Genomic DNA, 22,106 nt, shown 5'->3' on the forward strand with positions numbered 1-22,106 from the left:
TTGCTTCGGGGCGTTACACCGGCAGCGGATTGCGTTCCTGGAAGCCGCGCTGGTGCCAGTACGGGTACACCGGGGCCACGTCGCTTGCTGCATCCAGCTTGGCGACCTGTTCCTTGGTGAGGTTCCAGCCTACGGCGCCGAGGTTCTGCGTGAGCTGTTCCTCGTTGCGTGCGCCGATCACCACGGTGGATACGGTCGGGCGCTGCAGCAGCCAGTTCAAGGCGACCTGCGGCACGCTCTTGCCGGTTTCCGCGGCGACTTCGTCCAGCGCATCGACCACGCGATAGAGATACTCGTCCGACATCTGCGGACCCACGTCGCCGGTCTTGTGCAGGCGGCTGGTGGCGGGCAGCGGCTGGCCGCGGCGGATCTTGCCGGTGAGACGGCCCCAGCCCAGCGGACTCCACACCACCGCGCCCACGCCCTGGTCCAGGCCGAGCGGCATCTGTTCCCACTCGTAATCGCGGCCAATCAGCGAGTAGTACGCCTGATTGGCGATGTAACGCGAATAGCCGTAGCGGTCGGACACGGCGAGCGACTTCATCAGATGCCAGCCGGAGAAATTGGACACGCCGATGTAGCGGATCTTGCCGGCGCGCACGAGGTCGTCGAGCGTCGACAGCGTTTCCTCAACCGGCGTCAGTGCATCGAAGCCGTGCAGCTGGAACAGGTCGATGTAGTCGGTGCCCAGGCGCTTGAGCGCGGCGTCGCAGGCCTTCAGCAGATGGAAGCGCGACGAGCCGACATCGTTCGGGCCTTCGCCGGAGCGGAAGGTCGCCTTGGTGGAGATCAGCACGCGGTCGCGACGGCCCTTGATGGCTTCGCCCAGCACCGACTCGGCGGCGCCATCGGAGTAGATGTCGGCGCTGTCGAACATGGTCAGGCCGGCATCGAGGCAGACGTCCACCAGCCGCTTGGCCTCGGCGACGTCCGTGTTGCCCCAGGCGCCGAAGAACTCGCCTTTGCCGCCGAACGTGCCGGTGCCGAAGCTCAGTACGGGCACCTTGAAACCGGAAGCGCCCAATTGCCGATATTCCATGGGGGAAACCTCTGTGTGAGTGGGGGAGGGAAGGTTGATGTTCTAAAGTTCGAAGATACGGAACTAAGAGGGTGGAGGCAACGGATGGGGGCGCTATGGTGGGCTGGGGTGCGCGAGGTTTTTGTGTGCGGTTGGGGGCGCGTCGATAGCCGAATGCATGGTGTGCCGGGAGGGTGCAGTCGCGCACAAGTGCAGCTCCCACAAGGGCTTCGGCAGCTTGGACGTCCCTCTGTGGGAGCGCACTTGTGCGCGACTGCGACACGGCCGGAAGCGGCCTCGGCCATGCAAACCCATGACGAATCGGCGTCTATTGCATTGCAGCAAGCCTCTCGGCGCAAAAGCAGGTTAGAGTTGGGGAGTAGGCACAGTCGCGGTCATCCGGAAACGGGCCCATCACGTCGTGGCCTTTTTTTAGATACTGATTTTGGATCGATCTAAATTATGTGAAGACCGGCTCGACGGTCTTCGGGGAGAGCAAGGCATGGGGCAGGGCTTGTCGGTAAGGCAGGGGCTGGGGCGCGCTTGGGTGGCGGTGCTGGCATGCGGTGTTTCGATGGCGGTGTCGACGCCGTTGCTTGCGCAGGGTGCGAACGCGCCGGCCAGCGAGGTCAATCCCTTGATCGGCAGCCGCCATGGCGGCAACAGCTATCCCGGTGCGGTGCTCCCGTTCGGCATGCTGCAGTGGAGCCCCGAGAACACCCGCGGCAAGCACACCCGCACGGCCTCGCCCAGCGGTTACCTGTATGACGCAACCCGCATCCGCGGCTTTGCGCTCACCCATATCTCCGGCGCCGGCTGCGCGGGCGCGAGTGGCGATGTGCCGTTCATGCCGGTGACCATGGCGGTGAAGAATTCGCCTTCCGCCGATCTCACCGACGGTACCTACGCCAGCGATTTCTTGCACGCCAACGAACAGGCCACGGCCGGCGCGTATCGCGTGCGTCTTGCCAATGGCGTGCAGGTGGATCTGGCGGCAGCCACGCGCAGCGGCGTCGGCCGCTTCACGTTCCCCGCGGGACAGCCGGCCAACCTGCTGATTCGCGCGTCCGATTCCGAAGTGGGCAGCAGCGATGCGAACGTCAGCATCGATCGCGCCACCCATACGGTCAGCGGCTCGGTGACCAGCGGCAATTTCTGCGGCTACCTGGCCAAGGCCGATCAGCGCAGCTACTACACGCTGTATTTCGTGGCGCAGTTCGACCAGCCGTTCGCTTCCACGGGCGCCTGGCAGGACGGCAACGTGCAAGCGGACAAGACGTCCGCCAAGGGCGGCACCGGTTACGACGCGAAGGGCTTCCCCACGCCGGGCAAGGGCTCGGGCGTGTGGCTGGGCTTCGATCCGGCCAAGGGTGCGGTGCAGGTGCGCGTGGGCATTTCCTACGTGAGCCTCGACAACGCCAAGGCCAACCTCGCGGCGGAAATTCCGGCGCAGAACACCGTCGAACAGGTGAGCGCGAAGGCAAGCGCCGCCTGGAACGAGGCGCTGGGCAAGATCGCCGTCACCGGCGGCAGCGCCGATCAGCGCACCACGTTCTACACGGCGCTCTATCACTCGCTGCTGCACCCGAACGTGTTCAGCGACGTCAACGGCGAGTACCGCGGCTTCGACCAGCAGGTGCATCGCGTCGAAGGCAAGCAGCGCGTGCAGTACGCGAACTTCTCCGGCTGGGACATCTATCGTTCGCAGCTGCAGCTGCTCACCTGGCTGTATCCGGACGTGGGCAGCGACATCGCCCAGTCGCTGTTCAACCAGGCCAAGCAGAACAACGGCGAATGGGATCGCTGGACGCACAACAACGGCGGCACCCATGTGATGAGCGGCGATCCGGCCGGCCCGGCGCTGGCGGCGATCGATGCGTTCGGCGGTCACGATTTCGATCTGCATGGCGCCTACGCCTCGCTGGTGAAGGCGGCCACCGAAGTCACCGCGCATGATCTTTCCGACGACGGCTGCAACGTGGAATGCGTGGGCCAGCGCCCGTCCCTCGACCAGTGGCTCAAGCAGCACTACATCGCCACGCAATCGCACTCGTGGGCAGGTGCGGCGGAAACGCTGGAAGACGTCACCGCCGATTTCGCACTGGCACAGCTGGCCGCACGCGTCGGCGATCACGCGGGCGAGCAGCAATTCCTGACCCGCGCCGGTTACTGGCGCAACGTGTTCAATCCCAAGGCCACGCCGGAAGGCGGCTATATCCAGAACCGCAACCTTGACGGCAGCTGGCCCGCATTCAAGCCCGATGCCGACGATGGCTTCGTGGAAGGCAGCGCCGCGGTCTATCTGTGGATGGTGCCGTTCGATGTGCGCGGCCTGTTCGAACAGATGGGCGGCATCGCCAAGGCCACCACGCGACTGGACAAGTTCTTCCACGACGACAAGGGGCAGTGGGCGCTCACCGAAGCCGGCCCGATGCATGCCGAGCTCAACAACGAACCGTCGGTGGGCACGCCGTGGCTGTATGCCTTCGTCGGCCAGCCGTCCAAGACGCAGGAAGCCGTGCGCATCGTGGTCAACACGCTGTGGAAGAACACGCCCGAAGGCATCCCCGGCAACGACGACCTGGGCGAGATGTCCTCGTGGTACGTGTGGTCGGCGCTGGGCATGTATCCGGCCATTCCGGGACGTGGCGAGCTGATCCTCGGCAGCCCGCTGTTTACCCATGCGGTGATTCATCGCACACAAGGCGACGTGGTGATTGCCGCACCATCGGCATCGGCACAGACGCCGTTCGTGCAGTCGCTTACGGTGAACGGCAAACCGCATGACAGCCCGTGGCTGCCGGCGAGCTTTGCCGAACACGGCGGCCAGTTGCAGTTCACGCTGGGCGCGCAAGCCAACAAGGCCTGGGGCAGCGATATCGCCAAGGCGCCGCCGTCGTTCTCGCCGCCGAAGTCCTAAGCGGCAACGAGCGACAATCGGTCACACTTGGGCGAGCTAACGATGCGGAGCGTACGAATGAAGCAGCAGTCGTCAATCCATGGCCATGCGACGCGCAACCTGCGTCGACGCCTGATGTGCCTCTCGGTCGCACTGAGTCTTGCGGCGGTCGCGCACGCAGCGACCACGCCCGCCCAAGGTTTTTTCACCTCGTTCGAAACGGGCGATGCCCAACCCCTATCGGCCAGCGTCAAAGGCTGGCGCACGAGTGTGGTGTCCGGCCCCGGCAAGGAGGAATCCCTCACCTCCAAGCCGGGTGTCGGTTTTACCGGCACCCGCAGCCTGCGCTATGACGCCGATGCGGTGAGCGATGCGCAGGCGCGCCGCACCGTGTTGTATCGCACCAAGCAGGCGGTGACGGCGGCATCGCATCTCTCCTACGTGCTGCTTCCGGCGGATGCTTCCGGGGACGCGCGCGGCTTCGCGCAATTCGTGGCGGTCGACCTGGTGTTCACGGACGGCACGCGGCTCTCTTCGCTCGATGCGTTCGATCAGCACCATGTGCGCGCCACGGCGCAGGCACAGGGCGGTGCCCGCGTGCTGCACGACAACCAGTGGAACGCCATCGACATCGACGTGGGCGCGGTGGCTGCAGGCAAGACGCTGGCAGCCATCGAGCTGGTCGAGAACGCACCCAAGGGCACCGAGGCGTTCCGCGGCTATCTCGATGACCTGCGCTTTGCCGATGCGCCGGTGGCGGCGGAGGCTTCGCCGAACCAGTACGTCGATACGCGTCGCGGCAGCAACGCCAACGCGCACTTCTCGCGCGGCAACAATTTCCCCGCCGTGGCGATGCCGCACGGTTTCAATTTCTGGACGCCGACCACCCAGGCCGGTTCCGATTGGATCTACCAGTACCAGGATCGCAACGGACCGGATAACCATCCGCGCATCCAGGCGTTCGCGCTGAGCCACGAGCCCAGCCCGTGGATGGGCGACCGGCAAACCTTCCAGGTGATGCCGGCCGCCGTGGCCAGCGGTGCGCCGCCGCTCGACCGCGATGCACGCTCGCTGGGCTTTACCCACGATCACGAGACGGCGCGTGCGGATCTCTATCAGGTGACGTTCGACAACGGCATGAGTACGGCGATCACGCCCACCAGTCATGCCGCCATGATGCGCTTCGGCTTCAAGGGCGATCGCTCGCAGCTGGTGTTCGACAACCGCAACGACAAGGGCGGCATCGAACTCGATCCGCAGCACAACAGCATCAGCGGTTATTCCGATGTGGCCAGTCACTTGTCCACCGGCGCAACGCGCTTGTTCTTCTTCGCCACGTTCGATCAGCCCGTGACCGAAAGCGGTCGCCTGAGCGGGCAGGGGCGCGATCATGTCGCGGCCTGGTTCGGCTTCGACACGCATACCGAAAAGACCGTGACGATGCGCATCGCTACCTCGCTGATCAGCGTGGAGCAGGCCAAGCGCAATCTGTCGCAGGAGATCGCCGCCGACGACACCTTCGACAGCGTGCAGGCGCGCGCCGCCAGTCGCTGGAACGAGATGCTTGGCCGCATCGAGATTCCCGGTGCCAGCGCGGGCGACAAGGTGACGCTGTATTCCAACCTTTATCGCCTGTTCCTGTATCCGAACGAAGCCTACGAAAACGTCGGCACCACGCAGCAGCCCGACTATCGCTATGCGAGCCCGTTCTCGGCGGCCACCGGCAGCAACACGCCGACGCAGACCGGCGCGCGCATCGTGGCCGGCAAGCCGTACGTCAACAACGGCCTGTGGGATACCTACCGCACGGCGTGGCCGGCGTATGCCTTGCTGACGCCCAAGCAGGCCGGCGAGATGATCGACGGCTTCGTGCAGCAGTATCGCGACGGTGGCTGGATCGCCCGCTGGTCGTCGCCGGGCTATGCCGACCTGATGGTGGGCACCAGCGCCGACGTCGCCTTCGCCGATGCCTGGAACAAGGGCATCCACAACTTCGACGTGCACTCGTTCTATCAGGCTGCATTGAAGGATGCGACGGTGGTCAGCGAGATTCCCGGCGCCGGTCGCAAGGGCATCGAGCGCTCGGTGTTCAAGGGTTATATCGACAACAGCACCGACGAAGGGCTGTCGTGGTCGATGGCCGGTTACCTCAACGACTTCGGCATCGGCGAACTGGCGCAGACGCTGGCCGCCGGGCATGAAGCGAACGATCCGTATGCTTCGCACTATGCCGACGACGCGCGCTACTTCCACAGCCGCTCGTTGAACTTCGTGAACCTGTTCGACAAGGCGGTCGGCTTCTTCGTGGGCCGCAAGCCGGACGGTTCGTGGCGCATCGATGCCGGGCATTTCGATCCGAAGGCCTGGGGCGGCGACTACACCGAAACCAACGCCTGGAACATGACCTTCGACGGCGTGCAGGACGGGCAGGGGCTGGCCAATCTCTATGGCGGCCTCGACGGTCTGGCCAAGAAGCTCGACGCGTTCTTCGATGCCGGCACCGATTTCAACGTGGGCGAGTATGGCGGCATCATCCACGAGATGCTCGAAGCGCGCGATGTGCGCATGGGCCAGTACGGCCACAGCAACCAGCCGTCGCACCACATCCTCTACATGTACGACCTGGTCGGCCAGCCGTGGAAGACGCAGGACAAGGTGCGCGATGCGGTGTCGCGCCTATATGTGGGCAGCGAGATCGGCCAGGGCTATCCCGGCGACGAGGACAACGGCGAGATGTCCGGGTGGTGGGTGTTCAGTGCGGCCGGTTTCTATCCGCTGCGCATGGGCACGCCGACGTATGCCATCGGCGCGCCGTATTTCCCGCACATGATCATTCACCTGGACAACGGCAAGACCATCGACATCCGTGCGCCGCAGGTGAGCGACACGAACCGCTACATCCAGAGCGTGACGCTCAACGGCAAGCCGTATGACCGCAGCTGGCTGGCGCACACGGATCTGGCCAACGGCGCGGTGCTCGACTTCAGCATGGGTGCCGCTCCCTCCAAGTGGGGCAGTGCCGCTGATGCGCGACTGCCGTCGCAGACCACGGGCAGCGGCGCACCGGCGCCGTTGGTCGATCTGGCGGACAGCCAGGGCGCGCACGTGGTGGTGGCGGGCGACGATGCCGCGGCGCATGCGCTGAGCGACAACACGTCCGACACCGAGGCGACGTTCAAGGGCACCGTGCAGCTGGATCTCGCGCAGCCGCAACAGGTCAGCATGTACACGCTGACCTCGTCGGCGAAGCCGGGTCACGATCCGAAACGCTGGACGTTCGAGGGGTCGAGCGACGGTGTGCACTGGGTGAGTCTGGATGAGCGCCGCGATGAGGCATTTCCATGGCGGCGCCAGACGCGCGCCTTTGGCGTGGCGCATCCGGGGAATTACACGCATTACCGTTGGCGAGGGGCGCAAGGGGTGGCGTTGTCTGAAGTGGAGTGGCTGGGTCTAGCGCCTACGCCTTGAGTTGATTCGTAGGGAAACAGTAGGGCTGCAGAAGCTTGGCTTCTGCGGCATGGGGGAGTTTTGCGTCTTCGTTTTACCGCCGGCTGTCGACGGGCGGCGAAGAAGCGTCATGGCACGTCCGCCGCAAGGCGGCGATTGAGCACATTCCGGGGAGAACCGTTGTTCATGAAGACCACTGTTGCAAGTGCATTTGCAGTAAGCCTGTTGGCCCTGTCGATTGGACAGGCGTTGGCAGGTGAGATCGACGTCGCATCGCCTGCGCCGCCGGCGCCCGCCGTATCGGCGCAGGACAACAGCACGCCGCCGGCGGACGCCGCCACGGATGAGAAAACCGCCAAGGCCAAGAAGCTCCAGGCGGTCACCGTGACCGGCTCGCTGATTCCGCGCGCGCAGATCGAAGGACCGTCGCCCGTCACCACCATCACTTCCAAGGACATCGACCAGCAGGGCTTCACCGATACGTTCGATGCGCTGCGTTCGCTGCCGATTGCCAACGGTTCCGTGCAGGACCCGCAATTCACCGGCGGCTACACGCCCGGCGCCAAGACGGTCAGCCTGTTCGGCCTCAATCCCAGCTTCACGCTCACCCTGCTCAACGGGCGTCCGATGGCGAGCTATCCGCTCGCGTACAACGGTAACAACAACATCACCGACATCGCCAATATTCCGGTGGGCCTGATCGACCATATCGACGTGCTGACCGGCGGCCAGTCGTCGATCTACGGTTCGGCGGCCATCGCGGGCGTGGTCAACATCGTGATGAAGGATCACATCGACGGCACGCATGTCGCCTTCCGCTACGGCGACTACAGCGATGGCGGCGGCGCCAGCAAGCGCCTGCAGTTGAGTTCGGGCCACCAGTGGGGCGATTTCGAACTGAGCGGCGGCCTGCAGTTGTCGCAGGAGAATCCGATCTGGGCGTACCAGCGCAGCTATATCGATTCCTACAACGACGATCCGACCGGCAAGCCCGGCGTGCCGTCGCGTACCTTCCTGCGCCTGGCCGAAGGCGACAATCCGCACTACATCGATCCGGGCGCGGCCACCTGCGCGCCGCTGAGCTACCTGTACAACGGCACCACCGCGTACAGCTACCGCGCCGGCTCCGGCCTGGGCTATTACTGCGGCAGCCCGAACAACGTGAGCTATGCCACGCTGGCCAACAAGAGCACCGATGCGAACGGCTCGTTGTTTGCGCGCTATCACCTCAACGATAGCGCCGAGTTGTATGCGGACATGCTGTACAGCTTCAGCAACCCGACCTACAACGGCGGCAGCCCGTTCTGGAACAAGACCTTCTACGACCAGACCAGCGGCCAGTACGAGGAATGGCAGCGCATCTACGCGCCTGAAGAAGTGGGCTCGGACGCGCAGGACCAGCACGTGTTCACCCGCACCTACAACGTGAGCCTCGGCGTGCGCGGCAGCATCGGCAATTCGAGCTGGAACTACGACGGTTACTACAACCGTTCGCAGTCCAACGTAACCCGCAAGTCCACCGACTTCCTCGCCGCCAACGGCATCGACGACTACTACCTCGGGCCGCAGCTGGGTACCTCGGAAGGCTATCCTGTTTTTGCGCCGAATTTAGATCGATTGTATCAACCGCTGACGCGTGCCGAGTACGATCAGTTCACCGCGCCCAACATCTCCCACTCGATGGCCTGGACGCAGAACGAGACGCTCACCGCCAACACCACCTCGCTGTTCTCGCTGCCCGCGGGCGACGTGGGCTTCGCCGCCATCGTGCAGAACAGCAACGAGCGTTTCGACAACAGCTCGGCCAGTCCGGCGGCCGCCGAAGGCTACTATCGCGGCGTGACCGGCAGCACCACCGCATCGGGCAAGCGCAGCCAGTACGCGTTCGGCGGCGAGATGCGCATTCCGCTGCTGGAATCGCTGGTCGCCAACGTGTCCTCGCGCTACGACAAATACAGCTACGCGGGCACGGGCAACGGCAAGGCCACCTATAAGCTCGGCCTGGAATACCGCCCGATCGACACGCTGCTGTTGCGCGGCAGCTACGCCACCGCCTTCCGCGCGCCCGACATGTTCTATCTGTTCTCCTCGCGCAGCAGCGGCTATTCGCAGTCGACCGATTACTACAAGTGTCGCCAGGAGGGTTACAACTCGCAGAACTACGGCGACTGCGCGCAGTCGGGCACGTCGATGCTCGGCGTTTCCTCGGGCAACACCAACCTGAAGGACATCACGGCCAAGTCGTTCACCTATGGCTTCGTGTGGTCGACCGCGGACAACAACCTCAGCTGGTCGGTGGATTACAACGCCATTCGTATCTCCAACGAAGTGGTGACCTTGAGCAGCGACGAGATCCTGCAGCAGGAGGCCAACTGCCGCCTGGGCACGTCCGAGAACGGCCAGACTTCGTTCGATATCAACTCGCCGACCTGCCGCGAAGTGCTGGGTGAAGTGAAGCGCCTGCCGTCCACCGATCCGGTGAATCCGGGTGGCATATCGGAAGTGGATACCTATCCGATCAACGTGGCCACGGAATACCAGACCGGCATCCAGTCCAGCTTGAACTATCACTTCAAGACGTCCTCGTTCGGCAGCTTCCTGTTCAGCCTGGACTACTACGACGAGCTCAAGCACACCTATCAGGAAAAGGCCGGCGATCCGGTGACCAACTACCTGTGCTGCGCCAACTCCGACGAGTTCAAGAGCAGGGTCAGCGGCACCGCCACCTGGAACATCGGCAAGTGGAGCAGCACGCTGTACGGCATCCGCAACGGCCGTTCCTGGAACTCCATCGGCACCGAGAAGGACATCGGCCCGTGGATCACTTTCAACGGCAGCGTGAACTACAAAGTCCTGCCGAGGACGACGGTCTCGCTGGTGGTCAACAACATCGCCAACAAGCGCCCGCCCACCGACACGACCAACGGCAACTGGCCGTACTACGACGTGAGCCTGTACAACGCGCTGGGTCGCTCGGTGTATCTCGAAGTGGGGTATGACTTCGGCAAGTGATGAAGAAAGCACGGTGCGAAGGGATGATTCGCACCGTGTTTTTTGACCGTCATCGCGGCGCTAGTTAAAGGTGAACGCAGTGCCCGCACGCTTTCTGTGGGAGCGCACTTGTGCGCGACAAGCCACGCCGGGATGTCCCGCTCCGTAGGCTTGTCGCGCACAAGTGCGCTCCCACAGTAGTTCTGCACACCAATGCACATCACTGCTCCCTCTCCCCACCGGGGTGTGGGGCGGGTGCTCGCAGGAACATGTGCGCTTTCTGTAGGAGCGCACCCTGTGCGCGACCGCCACGCTGGGATGTCCCGCTCCGTAGGCTTGTCGCGCACAAGTGCGCTCCCACAGTAGTTCTGCACACCAATGCACATCGCTTCTCCCTCTCCCCACCGGGGTGAGGGGCGGGTGCTCGCGGGAACATGTGCGCTTTCTGTAGGAGCGCACCCTGTGCGCGACCGCCACGCTGGGATGTACCGCTCCGTAGGTTTGTCGCGCACAGGGTGCGCTCCCACAGTAGTTCTGCACACCAATGCACATCACTTCGCCCTCTCCCCACCGGGGTGAGGGGCGGGTGCTCGCGGGAACCTCTGCACCCTTGTGTAGGAGCGCACCCTGTGCGCGACCGCCACGCTGTGATGTATCGCTCCGTAGGTTTGTCGCGCACAGGGTGCGCTCCTACAGTGAATATTTACTCGGGGGAGCGGGTTGGGGTCAGTGGTTGCCTGCAGCCACCCTCGCTGCGCCTCTCCCAGCCCATGCCATGCGCAGGTCGCTTCGGTTCTCGGCGAAGTCGGCGTCGGGTGGGGTGGTGCCGGCCCAGTGGGCGCTGCCTGCTTGCCATGCGTTGAGCAGGGGTTGTGTCAGTGCGCCTCCTGCACGCCAGCTGCGGGCGCAATGGCGGCAGCCGTCGGCGAAGCGTTGCTCGCGGAAAGCAACGTCGGCCAGCAGGTTGAGCGATTCGGCGTCGTCGGGTGCCACGATCACTTCCAGGCAGCGCGCGTACACGCGGCGATCGTTGGTTGCGTTTGCCTCGTCCGACGTCAGCAGTGCTTCGAGCACCACGCGCAGCGCGGGAAGCATCAGCGAGGGCGAGGAGGTCAGCGGGCCAGCCCATGACAGTACCTGCCGACACAGGGCGGCAACGCCGGACGCAGGCACATGCCGCGCCTGGGCCATCGCCAGCTGCGCCGCCTGCAGGCGCAGGCGCGGATGTTGTCCGAGGTGGGGAAGCACGGCCGATTCAGCGTGCCGGATCATGTCCAGGCCGACGTTGCTCGGCCGTTCGTGCTCGCGATCCAGCACGAAACCCGCCAGCGCGTAGGCGTGCGTGCTGCCGCCTTCATCGTGCTGGCGCAGCCGCTCAAGCGTTTCCTCCGCCTCGACGTAGCGTGCCTGTGCGGCATCGCCGGTATGCAGCTTTGCCATCGCGCACAGCAGTTCGACCCATGCGGCCAGCACGCCCGGTTCGTTCTCGTGCTGCATGGCTTCGGCATCGGCGGCGTACAACTCGCGATAGCGCAAACGGCGTGCGGTGATATTGCGGCACGCGTACTGGGTCAGCAGCAAGTCGTTGCGTAACAGCGCTTCTCGCCACATCGGCGTGTCCGCATCCTGCGTCGACAGCGATTCCATCGCCAGGGCGCGGGCTTCTTCCAGGCGCTGCACGGTGCGCTGGCGATCCAGGCCGGGCACCGTGATCATCAGCAGCTCGTGGAGCATCGGGGCGGTGCGATAGTCGTTCGAAATGCCCAGAAGCCGCGCACGGCGCAAGGCCTTCTCCGACATCTCCAACAGGAGCAGATCAAGCGAGGGCCCAAGCAGAACGCGATGATGGCCGACCTCGCCGAGCAAAGCCTGCGGCACGGCCGTGTCGATGCGTTCGGCCGCCAGTCGGCCCAGTTGCACGATGCTCGCATCGAGCATGCGGGCGCGCTCGAATTCTTCCGGCTCGTTGTTTGCCCGCGCCAGCCACAGGCGGCCCAGTTGTTCCACCAGTGCGAGGTTGTGCGGCTGTCGCGCCAACTGGGACTGCAGAAGCTCAGCCTGATCTTCGACCTGGCTCACGCGATCGGTGGCAGCCGATGTCTCGGTCGGCATGTAAACCGCATCGCTACGCTGAACTTCGTCACCTTCAAGCGGGCCCGCGCTGCTGCGCACCTCCGAAGGCCTGAGCTTCCAGTCCGCCGACGGCCGCAGCAGGCGCTCCAGGGACCCCAATAGATCGGTAGCCTCGTCGTCGAAACGAACGCGCAATCCAACCGGCGCGTCATGCAGCGGTTCGAACGCCAGCTTCGGCTGAAACGACTTGCCGATGTAGGCAATGCCGGGCAGGGAGCGTGCGTTGAAGGTCTGCACGGAAGGCAACGGCGGCTGCGATGCCGGCGATACCTCAACGCTCTCCTTCGATGGCACGTCCGCCACGTCGGGCAAAGCGGAAACCACAGGCACCTCGTCGGCGTCCGCTTGCATCCCCGGCGCCTGCAACAGCGAAAGGTCGAGCGACGGCTCATGCGACAGCAGGCGAATCGATGATGGGCGTTGCCTGGCTTGCTCGCGGCGCAGCTGTGCGCGGGTATGCCATACGCCCAGGGCGTGACCCAGGATCAAGCCGGCCGTCGCGCCCAGTCCAAAAAGTAGTATCCAGGGGAACGACACGTGCATGGACGAGATCTCGATGAAGGGCGACGACGATGGCGATGACGATGGGGAAGACGCGCAACACGCCGGTTCCATGGCAGCGGCCATGGCCCTCGACGAGAGGCCGCTCGCGTTGGCAGCGATGGATCCCGGCAAGCGTTCCAACAGGCGCTGCTCGGTCTGCCCATCGATGCGTTGTGACAGCTTCAACGTCGACGCGCTGATATCGACAACGGTGACGGTGTTGCGTTTGGTCGGCGCACTGGCGCTGCGATGGGCGTCGAAGGATGCGCTATCCGCGGGAGGACGCCCGGATAGCTGCTGGGCGTTTTGTACGGCCTCCTCGATGACAGCCGGACTGATCACGAGGTCGTCGGGCGGCGGCGCCTGAAGTTTCGCCTCATGCCAGCCACAGGCGCTGACGCCCGCGCAAATGACAACCGCCAGGGCTGCGTGGAGACGCAGACCTGGCGGCAGGGTGTCGAGGCGTTTCAGCAGGCCATCCATAGCCAAAGCACCGCCTCTTAGAGTTCCGGAAGATGCCCGAAGTCGGCTGACCTGCTCTTGTGCACGGCGATCACGTTCTGGCTGACCGAGCCCGGGAAGACATTCGTCTTGCTGCCCAGGAAATTGTCGGCGTTGTGCAGGTAGGGCAGGTGCGACCAGCAACGATAGCCGCGTCCCTTCAGGGCGGCGATTTCCTTGATCGCCAGTTCCGCCGACGACAGGCGGAAGTAGATCGCCGGCATCTGGTTGGAGATCACGGCGTCGCCGCCGGCAAGCACCGACAACAGCGCACCACGCGGGTTGATCTTCAGCAGGTTCAGCTCACCCAGTCGCAGGCTGTCCAACTCGATCTGGCGAACGGCCTCGGCAGGGCGGCCGTCGCTTGCCTCGGACAAGATCTCGCTGGCGCTGTCACCCAGGCTGGCGTGGATCGGATGCACATTGCGCACCTGGTTGAGCGCCAAGGTGGAGCAAAGCGCGATGTGCTCCAGGCGATCGGGTTCCACCGCATACACGGTGCCGTGCGGACCTACCATTCTGGACAGCCACAGCGTATGCGCACCCAGCTCAGCGCCGTACTCCAGCACCACCTGACCCTCTTCGAGCAGCACGCCCACAAGGTCCAGCTCCTGCTCCACCCATTCGCCATAGGCGTCGAGCGACTGCGTCAGCTGCTTTTCGGAAGCGTCGGCCAGCACGATACCGTAGCGCGACTGCCACACGGGCGGCAGACCGGCGGGTGCGGATTTTCGAACGGAAGGGTTGCTCACTGCGATGGACGCGGCCGGGAGCGCGATGTCTTCTTCCGGCAGGGAGGTCTCTTGCATGGTTTTTCTCACGAGGTTGTTGGGAACGGCGCGAAAGCGTTGCTGCGTCTCCCATCCACTATGAGAAGCGTGGCCAGACGCGACACGGCACGGTGAACAGGCAGTCTGCGAGAGCGGATCGGGGAGTTCAATCGGACGTTTCTCAATCTCGTTCGGTCGCGCGCCCGGACTGACATGTCGACACCGCAAGCGTGCGTGGATCAAAAGCGGCGTTTATGTGGAACGCGACAAACGGACGAAAACAGGTCGCGCCTATCCGAAGAGATGTAAGGCGACTCTCATTTGTTCCGCCGATACCCGCCTTCAGTGTCGAAAGGAAGTCGTCGCAGTGTGCATCATCGTCCGCGTCGTTGAGCAGCTAAGCGACTGCCATGCATCGCGTTGAACCTAAAAAGAACGTGACCGAAGAGACGTCATGCGCGACGAAAAAGTCGACGCCTCGAACGTCTTTAACACCAGTACAACTTTGAGAGCCATCTCATTCCGATTCGCCAAGCGACTCTGGAAGATATGCAACGTCAGCGAGAGGCAATCTTTTGCTGGCGAAGCGCCTTACCCATTGGTGGGTTATTCGGATCGAGAGGCGAGTGGGAAAAATTTCCAGCTGATCCCCGGAAGGCCATCTTAAATTCTCAAGGACTAACTCAAATGAAGAAGACTCTTTTCTCCGCCGTTCTGGCTGCCACCTTTGGTCTGGTTGCTTTCTCGAACGCCGCCGCCGCTTCTGACGGCCAGATCACCTTCACCGGCGAAATCATCGACGGTACCTGCGTTGTGACCGGTGGTACCGGCACCGACGGCGCCGCCAAGAACATCACGGTCAAGCTTGACAAGATCCAGGCAAGCGCCCTGGCTACCGCCGAGCAGACCGCTGGCGATCATCCGTTCTCGCTGGTCGTTTCCGGTGGCGCCAGCGGCACCTGTGCCGATGGCAGCAAGGTGAGCCTGCACTTTGACGGCACCGCCGCCACCACGCTCGGTGCGAGCCTGGTCAATTCGACCACCGGTCGTCTGAAGAACCTCTCGGGCACCGGTCAGGCCACCAACGTCGAAGTTGGCGTGCTGGATAGCGCTGGCGCCAAGGTCAACATGTGGACCAACGCCGGCTCGCCGATCGCCACGGTTGCCAGCGGCTCGGCCACGCTGAACTACGTCGCGCAGTACGTGGCCACGGGCGGCGCCGCCACCCCGGGTCTCGTGAACACTGCCGTGATGTATTCGGTGCAGTACAACTAATCCATCGCGATTAGTGCGTTACCGGCGAGGCCGTTTTACGGCCTCGCCACCCCTCATTCTTCGAACCATGTTGTGTTGAGAAATGCCATGAATAAGTTCACTCGTGTCTCCTGTGCGCTCGCCCTCGTTTTTGGTGGGTTTGGTAGCGCCTACGCAGGTATCCAGATCAATGGTACGCGCGTGATCTATCCGGCAGATCAACGTGAAGTCACGCTCAGCATGGTTAACAACAGCGCTGACCCCGTCTTGTTGCAGTCGTGGGTCGACGACGGCGACATGAAGTCTACGCCGGAAACCAGCAAGTCGCCTTTCTTGCTCACGCCGCCGATGTCGCGCGTAGACCCAAGCAAAGGCCAAACCATTCGCATCATGTTTACCGGTAACGCTGCGAGCCTCCCGCAAGATCGCGAAAGCGTCTTCTGGCTCAATGTGCTGGAAATTCCACCCAAGCCAAAGGCGAGCGCGGATGCGGATTCCAGCAACTATCTGCAGTTTGCCATCCGCTCGCGTATGAAGATTTTCTACCGCCCCAAGGGCCTGCCTGGCAATGCTTTCGATGCTATCGATCAGGTGACGTGGCGCATCGTGCCGAAGGGCGATGGCTTTGTCGCCGAGTGCACGAACCCCAGCGCGTACAACGTCAATGTTGGTTCGGTGGTGGCCAAGGGTTCGTCGGTGCCTCAGACCATCGAGTCCAAGGGTGGCATGTGCCCCGCCAAGGGATCGACCACGCTTCCGGTCAACGGTGATCTGAACGCCGCAGCGGGCAAGCTCACTGTCCAGGTCATCAACGACTTCGGTGGTTTCGACCCGCACGACGTGCCTTTCACTCGATAGCGCTCACGCGCGGGGCCGCCTTTAGAGCGCGGCCCGAGCAAGCGATCACGGTTTTCCTCCGCTTTTGCAGAAGTGCCCGCTAACGGGCGCTCAAAAGTTTTTCGGCCAGAAACTGGCCGTAGCCCATGGTTCCGGTGAGCACGATGCCCACCGCAAATCACCGGATACATCTCATGCCTACACGACGCAGCGATATGGAAGTAGCACACAGCCACGACGGGACAAATCTGCAGCGTAAGCAGTTGGCCATCTTGGTAGCGGTTTCGCTCGGTTTGATTCCCAGCCTCGGCTGGAGTGCCGCAGCGGATCCGGCCGCTGGACCGGCTGCGATCGATCCGGCAGCGGGTGCCATTGAATTCAATAATGCTTTCACCGCAGGCTCCAAGAGCGTAGACGTTTCTCGCTTCGAGCGGGGAAACCCGATCTTGCCGGGTGTCTATCGTCTGGATCTTTACGTCAACGACATCCGTATGGCAGTCGAGGACATCAAGTTTGTCGCCGTTGAAGGCAGCGATGTGGCTCGGCCGTGCTTCACGTACGACACCTTGCTCCACATGGGCGTCGATGGCAGCAAACTTGATCAGGCCGTGGTTAACCCCGGCAACGCTTGCATCGACATCGGCAGCGTGAGCGCAGACGCGCGCGCTGCGGCGGACATGGGCGCTTTGCGTTTGGACGTGTCCCTTCCGCAGGCCTCGATGAATCGTCGTGCACGTGGCTACGTCAACCCGAAGATGTGGGATGAGGGCGAAACCGCGTTCGTCGCCAGCTACAATTTCAACGCCTATTCCAGCAACACAAGCTATGCCAATTCGCGCGCCAACGGTGCGGGTACGGCGCTGGGCGCCGACGGTTCGCTGGTGACGGTGCAGAACGCCAACACCTATGCGCTGGATCCTGATGGCGCTTACCGGCCCAACGCCAACGGCAACTATATGTTGTCCACCGGCGGCAGTTATGTGCCGGTAAACAAGGACAGCTTCTCGGCGCGCAGCGGAAACCGCAGCAGCAGCGATATCAACGCATATTTGGGCCTCAATCTTGGCCTGAACGTGGGTGGCTGGCGTCTGCGCAGCCAGGAATCCGTTACCTGGGATCAGAGCACCGGTCGCACGCGCTACAACAATGTCAACACCACCGCTTCGCACGACATCGATCTGTGGAAGGCGCAGCTCACCCTCGGTGACAGTTACACCCAGGGTGTCATCTTCGATTCGACATCCTTCCGCGGCCTCACTATTTATAGTGACGACCGCATGCTGCCCGATTCGCAACAGGGTTACGCCCCCACGGTGCGCGGTGTTGCCAATACGCAGGCGCGCGTCGAAGTCCGCCAGAATGGCAACTTGTTGTACGAAACCACGGTGGCGCCGGGTCCCTTCGTTATCAACGACCTGTACGCCACCGGCTATGGCGGCGACATCACGGTAATCGTGAACGAAGCGGATGGCAGCATCCACACGTTTGTGGTGCCGTTCGCAGCGGTGCCCATGTTGTTGCGCCCCGGCATCGGGCGCTGGGCCGTCACCAACGGTCAGGTGCGCAATGACTCGCTGGTCAACGGCAAGCCCTACTTTGTCGAAGGTACGTATCAGCGCGGCATCAACAACTGGTTGACCCTGTACGGCGGCCTGCAGTCGACCTATCGCGCTCTCTACAAGAGCTACCTGGTCGGTGCGGCGGTCAACACGCAGGCCGGCGCGTTTGGTGTGGACATCACCAACTCGCACACCAGCTTTGCCGGCGCCAACCAGAATCTGTCGGGCTATAGCGCACGCCTTTCCTATGCGAAGAATGTTCCTACCTACGGCACCACCTTTGCGGTAGCCGCGTATCGCTACTCCAACGCCAATTACTTGTCCTTGCAAGATGCCGTGCAGGGACAAGATACGCTGACTAGCTACCGCAGCAGCGATATCAACGTGGGTGCGCCCTATCGCAACAAGCAGCGCCTGCAGGTGACCCTGAGCCAGGATTTCGGTGGCTCCAGGGGCAGCATGTATCTCGCCGGTTCGCGGGCCACCTACTGGAACGATGCCAACAGCGCCACCACCTACCAGGTCGGCTATAGCAATAGCTGGCGCGACATCAACTACAGTCTCAGCGGCAGTCGTACGTACTCGTCCAGCTCCATCTACGCGGGAAGCCGCTACGACAACCAGTTCGGCATCAGTGTCATCATTCCGCTTGGCGCACCGGGACGTAACCGACCCAGCCTCATGCTGTCGACAACGCACGATGATTATTCCGGCAATAACGACCGTGCCAGCGTCAGCGGTAGCTTTGGCGATCGCAGCCAGTACAACTACAACGCCAGCGCTTCTTACAGCGATCAGTTTGCAAGTCAGACCACCACCAGTGCGAGCCTCGGTTGGCAGGCGGCCTATGGGAGCCTCAGCGCCAACTACTCGTATGCCAATCGCTACCAGCAAGCTGGCGTCAGCGCCTCCGGCGGCGTGGTGGTGCACCCTGGCGGCGTAACCCTGGCACCGTCGTTGAGCCCGGACAGCCCCATAGCGATCATCGAAGCGCCGGATGCCAAGGGCGCCGCCATCAGCAGTAACGGCCAATCCAAGATTGATGGCCGCGGCTACGCTGTGGCCACCGGTCTTATGCCGTACCGCATGAACGACGTGACGCTCGATCCGCTCGGCACGTCGATGGATGTGGAGCTGCAGACCACGCGTGTGCAAACGGCACCGCGTGCCGGTTCGGTAATCCCATTGAAGTTCGACACCGTGTCCGGACGTGCCGTGCTCGTTCATGCCACGCAGGAGAACGGCCAGATGCTGCCTTTCGGCGCCGATGTGCTCAATGCCGATGGCCAGAGTGTGGGCACCGTGGGCCAGGGCGGGCAGCTGTTTGTTCGCGGTGCGGAAGACGGCGGCACGTTGTTGGTGCGTTGGGGCGACGACGAACGCACGCAGCAGTGCAAGGTGAGCTACCAGCTACCCGATCGCGTCAAGGGACAGGACGCACTCACGACAGTAGACGCGCAGTGTCATTAACCCAATGCACCGCACAAGGGCAAGCGAGAATGTGATGAACACAAATATTGACGAATTCGCCACGGCGGATGGGAACACCGAAATGAAGATGGAACAATGCGCCGCACCTGGCGCTCGCCGGTCGGCAAAACGTATCGGAGCGCTTGCGCTGTTGGCACTGGCGACGCTTGTGGCGCCTCTGCACGCCTGGGCTACTTGCACGGTATCCGCTGCCCTTAATGGCCCAGCGCTTGTTCCCAATTACAGAATCTATGAGTTTCCCGGGTTTACCCTCAACGTCACGGCCGCTCAGATCGCGGGTGCGATTGGCACACCGATAGGCCCGCCGATAACGATGAGTATCGGTAATCCAGGCCTGAGGACATATTGGAAATGCACCTCGGGCAGCGGCACGGTATTTCGTGGTTCGGCGGATACCCGCACGGCTCCTACCGACATCGTCTATCCGACGACCATCCCGGGTATCGGATACAAGATTACGTCGGGCGTGCCGCCCCCGTACTACCCCGTCACTATTGGTAGCATCAGTCAATCAATTACCTACGCCGATGCCTATATTCAGTTCTACAAGACCGCGAACACCGTGGGCAGCGGCAGCTTCAGCGGATACCCGATTACCGCGGCGGATGGTTCGACGGTAAGCAATACCGTGGCTGGCGCCTGGTCCGAGGGCTACCAGACCTTGGTCTTGGTGTTCAAGATGACGGGTGCCATCAACATTATTGTCAACAACCCGGCCTGTACCGTCACTGCGCCGAATCCTATCCCGGTACCCATGGGGACGGCTGGCGTCAGTACTTTCAGTGGCATTGGCACCACCTCGACGATACCCAAAGCCAGTTTCAATATTACTTTGCATTGCAGCGCGGGCGATCCAGGCACGAGCACTCCAGTTTCCGTTGGCCTGACGGATTTGAATAATCCCACCAACACCAGCGATCTTCTGCCGTTGGATCCTTCATCGAGCGCCAGTGGCGTAGCCATCCGAGTCTACAACGGTGCGAACGCGGTGCATTTTGGCCCCGCCGATTCGAGCAACCCCAATAAATGGGCTGTCACGACGATGCAGGCAAGCGGCGGCGATATCGCTATTCCCCTGGCCGCGGCCTATGTGCAGGCGGACTCTACGATCAACGCGGGCACCGTCAAAGCCTATGCCACTTTTACTATGACGTATCAATAGTCAAAGCGGCACTCAGTAGAAAAAGCGCACTGCTAGCGGTGCGCTTTTTTTGGTGCCATGAAGGTTTGTAGGAACGGTGACGAAGAAGCGCTGGCGATCTTCATCGGGGGCGCACCGCAAACGATTGTTTTCTCGCAGAGCCTAATGGTGCCAGGGACAATTTCCTGTGCCGAGAAATGGTGCCAGGGACAATTAACCAGCCGGGCGACCTGCGGGGCGCACTAGGCTAATGGTGCCAGCCTAATGGGAGCCTAATGGTGCCGAGCCTAATGGTGCCAGGGACAGTTTCCTGTGCCGTTGCAAAGCATGAAGGGCCCGTGAGGGCCCTTCTTGTTCGAGCCCAATGGTGCCAGGGACAATTTCCTGTGCCGTTGCAGAGGAAATAGAGAAATGGTGCCAGGGACAAATGAGAAATGGTGCCAGGGACAATTAATCAGCCGGGCGACCTGCGGGGCGCACTGCGGCGAAGCGCCCAGTGCGTTCCTCTACCCACGAGCGAAATCGGTCGGTTCCAAGCGCCTTCTGCTGATGTAGATAGCTGCGAATCTCCGCGACAAGATGATCGGGAAGCGCTTCATCGAAGAGCGCGCGGTAATTGGCGGCACGCGTGGAGGCATCCGGACCAAGCGCGAGGTATTCGGAGTGCGGTGTGAGCAGCGTGTCCGCACATCCGTCGGCATTGGCGCCATGGCTTGACCAGGGGTAGTCGCCTGGATGCACCACCATCCATGCGCGCACAGGGTTGAGTTCGATATAGCGGCTACATGCCAGGAAGTAGCGATCCGAATCCACCAGGCAGGCCTTATAGCGGCCTTCCCACAGTGTTCCTGTGCGCCCATGGCGGTCGTTGAAGTAAGTCGCGAAATTGCGCCCGAACGCATGCATCAATCGCGATATCGCACCTGGCTCATCCGGCGTAAGCAAAAGATGGGTGTGATTGCTCATCAACACGTAGGCATGCAGTCGACAACCAAAACGTGGCAGGGACTGTCGCAGAAACTGAAGATAGCGCTGCCGATCGTCGTCGTCGAGAAAGCATGGCAGTCGGTTGTTTCCCCGCTGCACGACGTGCTGCGGAATGTCGGCAATATCGTGACGCGGAGGGCGAGCCATGCTCGAGAGCATGGCCTACCAGGGGGTCTGTAACGATAGGGGCGAGCTTCAGTTTGCCATCATCCGAGGAGGCAACGCGGTGTCAGACGTCCCGCAGAATTTGTCTCGGACATGGGAGATCGCCCGTAGATTATCCATGGCCCATCTCCTGAAATTGTCCACCGGTAATTGTCCCTGGCACCATTTCTCGCCGACATTCGATCGGTCCGGCGCCGTCACGTACCGCCTCACCCAGGCGGACACCCATCTCACCGATCCCCGACAGACGCTCCCAACCCCGCTTGTTACGGTCACCTGGTCACTCGCGCTGTCGCGTTGCACGCCATCGCGAATGACCATGACTCCCAAGTCATGAGGCGCGGGCCGTGAGTGCTTGTAACACCCACGA

Annotated in this window: 12 protein-coding genes; 8 read left to right on the top strand and 4 right to left on the bottom strand. The window is 62.6% G+C overall.

All coding sequences use genetic code 11. The features are described from left to right. Positions 1 to 13 precede the first annotated feature (13 nt). Positions 14 to 1,039, bottom strand: coding sequence for an aldo/keto reductase (locus ACN9MB_RS10135; RefSeq protein ID WP_204635794.1), 1,026 nt, complete (start codon positions 1,037 to 1,039; stop codon positions 14 to 16). A gap of 481 nt (positions 1,040 to 1,520) precedes the next feature. On the opposite strand from ACN9MB_RS10135, the gene ACN9MB_RS10140 reads away from it, so the two are divergent. From ACN9MB_RS10140 to ACN9MB_RS10150, 3 genes are all read left to right on the top strand, one after another. Continuing rightward, complete coding sequence (locus ACN9MB_RS10140) at positions 1,521 to 3,938, top strand: GH92 family glycosyl hydrolase (RefSeq protein WP_426271712.1); 2,418 nt, start codon at positions 1,521 to 1,523, stop codon at positions 3,936 to 3,938. A 57-nt stretch (positions 3,939 to 3,995) separates the two neighbouring features. Then, on the top strand, positions 3,996 to 7,385 hold the full coding sequence (locus ACN9MB_RS10145; protein ID WP_426271713.1) for a GH92 family glycosyl hydrolase: 3,390 nt from the start codon (positions 3,996 to 3,998) through the stop codon (positions 7,383 to 7,385). 165 nt (positions 7,386 to 7,550) lie between these two features. After that, on the top strand, positions 7,551 to 10,376 hold the full coding sequence (locus tag ACN9MB_RS10150; RefSeq protein ID WP_426271714.1) for a TonB-dependent receptor domain-containing protein: 2,826 nt from the start codon (positions 7,551 to 7,553) through the stop codon (positions 10,374 to 10,376). 705 nt (positions 10,377 to 11,081) lie between these two features. Here ACN9MB_RS10150 and ACN9MB_RS10155 read toward each other — a convergent pair. After that, positions 11,082 to 13,031 carry a hypothetical protein gene (locus tag ACN9MB_RS10155; protein ID WP_426271715.1) on the bottom strand — a complete coding sequence of 650 codons (1,950 nt, stop codon included), beginning with the start codon at positions 13,029 to 13,031 and terminating at the stop codon, positions 11,082 to 11,084. Here ACN9MB_RS10155 and ACN9MB_RS10160 point away from each other — a divergent pair. Continuing rightward, positions 13,030 to 13,398: a hypothetical protein gene (locus tag ACN9MB_RS10160; protein ID WP_426271716.1), complete on the top strand. Its 369-nt coding sequence runs from the start codon at positions 13,030 to 13,032 to the stop codon at positions 13,396 to 13,398. The genes ACN9MB_RS10155 and ACN9MB_RS10160 overlap by 2 nt on opposite strands. A gap of 133 nt (positions 13,399 to 13,531) precedes the next feature. Here ACN9MB_RS10160 and ACN9MB_RS10165 read toward each other — a convergent pair whose 3' ends face one another. Beyond that, positions 13,532 to 14,341, bottom strand: coding sequence for a hypothetical protein (locus ACN9MB_RS10165; RefSeq protein WP_426271717.1), 810 nt, complete (start codon positions 14,339 to 14,341; stop codon positions 13,532 to 13,534). Positions 14,342 to 14,989: 648 nt separating this feature from the next. Between ACN9MB_RS10165 and ACN9MB_RS10170 the strand changes: the two genes are divergently transcribed. The 4 genes from ACN9MB_RS10170 to ACN9MB_RS10185 all read left to right on the top strand — a co-directional run bounded on the left by ACN9MB_RS10170 (position 14,990) and on the right by ACN9MB_RS10185 (position 20,605). Further along, positions 14,990 to 15,577, top strand: coding sequence for a fimbrial protein (locus ACN9MB_RS10170; protein WP_204635799.1), 588 nt, complete (start codon positions 14,990 to 14,992; stop codon positions 15,575 to 15,577). Between the two features lie 87 nt (positions 15,578 to 15,664). After that, entirely contained in the window at positions 15,665 to 16,414 is a 750-nt protein-coding gene (locus ACN9MB_RS10175) for a fimbrial biogenesis chaperone (RefSeq protein WP_426271718.1), read from the top strand. Between the two features lie 173 nt (positions 16,415 to 16,587). Then, a complete protein-coding gene (locus tag ACN9MB_RS10180; RefSeq protein WP_426271719.1) occupies positions 16,588 to 19,422 on the top strand; it encodes a fimbria/pilus outer membrane usher protein in 2,835 nt (944 codons plus the stop codon). 34 nt (positions 19,423 to 19,456) lie between these two features. Further along, complete coding sequence (locus ACN9MB_RS10185; protein ID WP_426271720.1) at positions 19,457 to 20,605, top strand: fimbrial protein; 1,149 nt, start codon at positions 19,457 to 19,459, stop codon at positions 20,603 to 20,605. 429 nt (positions 20,606 to 21,034) lie between these two features. Here the strand turns inward: ACN9MB_RS10185 and ACN9MB_RS10190 are convergent, their stop codons facing one another. Then, positions 21,035 to 21,718, bottom strand: a complete 684-nt coding sequence (locus ACN9MB_RS10190) for a transposase (RefSeq protein ID WP_426271721.1) — start codon at positions 21,716 to 21,718, stop codon at positions 21,035 to 21,037. Positions 21,719 to 22,106 lie beyond the last annotated feature (388 nt).

Source organism: Dyella kyungheensis, from assembly GCF_049913195.1.
GTDB lineage: Bacteria > Pseudomonadota > Gammaproteobacteria > Xanthomonadales > Rhodanobacteraceae > Dyella > Dyella kyungheensis.

Excerpts from the sequence above, each read along its gene's own strand:
- ACN9MB_RS10160 (WP_426271716.1), top strand. The coding sequence starts at position 13,030 with ATGGACGAGATCTCGATGAAGGGCGACGACGATGGCGATGACGATGGG.
- ACN9MB_RS10180 (WP_426271719.1), top strand. The coding sequence starts at position 16,588 with ATGCCTACACGACGCAGCGATATGGAAGTAGCACACAGCCACGACGGG.
- ACN9MB_RS10150 (WP_426271714.1), top strand. The coding sequence starts at position 7,551 with ATGAAGACCACTGTTGCAAGTGCATTTGCAGTAAGCCTGTTGGCCCTG.
- ACN9MB_RS10145 (WP_426271713.1), top strand. The coding sequence starts at position 3,996 with ATGAAGCAGCAGTCGTCAATCCATGGCCATGCGACGCGCAACCTGCGT.
- ACN9MB_RS10175 (WP_426271718.1), top strand. The coding sequence starts at position 15,665 with ATGAATAAGTTCACTCGTGTCTCCTGTGCGCTCGCCCTCGTTTTTGGT.
- ACN9MB_RS10170 (WP_204635799.1), top strand. The coding sequence starts at position 14,990 with ATGAAGAAGACTCTTTTCTCCGCCGTTCTGGCTGCCACCTTTGGTCTG.
- ACN9MB_RS10135 (WP_204635794.1), bottom strand. The coding sequence starts at position 1,039 with ATGGAATATCGGCAATTGGGCGCTTCCGGTTTCAAGGTGCCCGTACTG.
- ACN9MB_RS10190 (WP_426271721.1), bottom strand. The coding sequence starts at position 21,718 with ATGGCTCGCCCTCCGCGTCACGATATTGCCGACATTCCGCAGCACGTC.
- ACN9MB_RS10155 (WP_426271715.1), bottom strand. The coding sequence starts at position 13,031 with ATGCACGTGTCGTTCCCCTGGATACTACTTTTTGGACTGGGCGCGACG.
- ACN9MB_RS10185 (WP_426271720.1), top strand. The coding sequence starts at position 19,457 with ATGAACACAAATATTGACGAATTCGCCACGGCGGATGGGAACACCGAA.
- ACN9MB_RS10165 (WP_426271717.1), bottom strand. The coding sequence starts at position 14,341 with ATGCAAGAGACCTCCCTGCCGGAAGAAGACATCGCGCTCCCGGCCGCG.
- ACN9MB_RS10140 (WP_426271712.1), top strand. The coding sequence starts at position 1,521 with ATGGGGCAGGGCTTGTCGGTAAGGCAGGGGCTGGGGCGCGCTTGGGTG.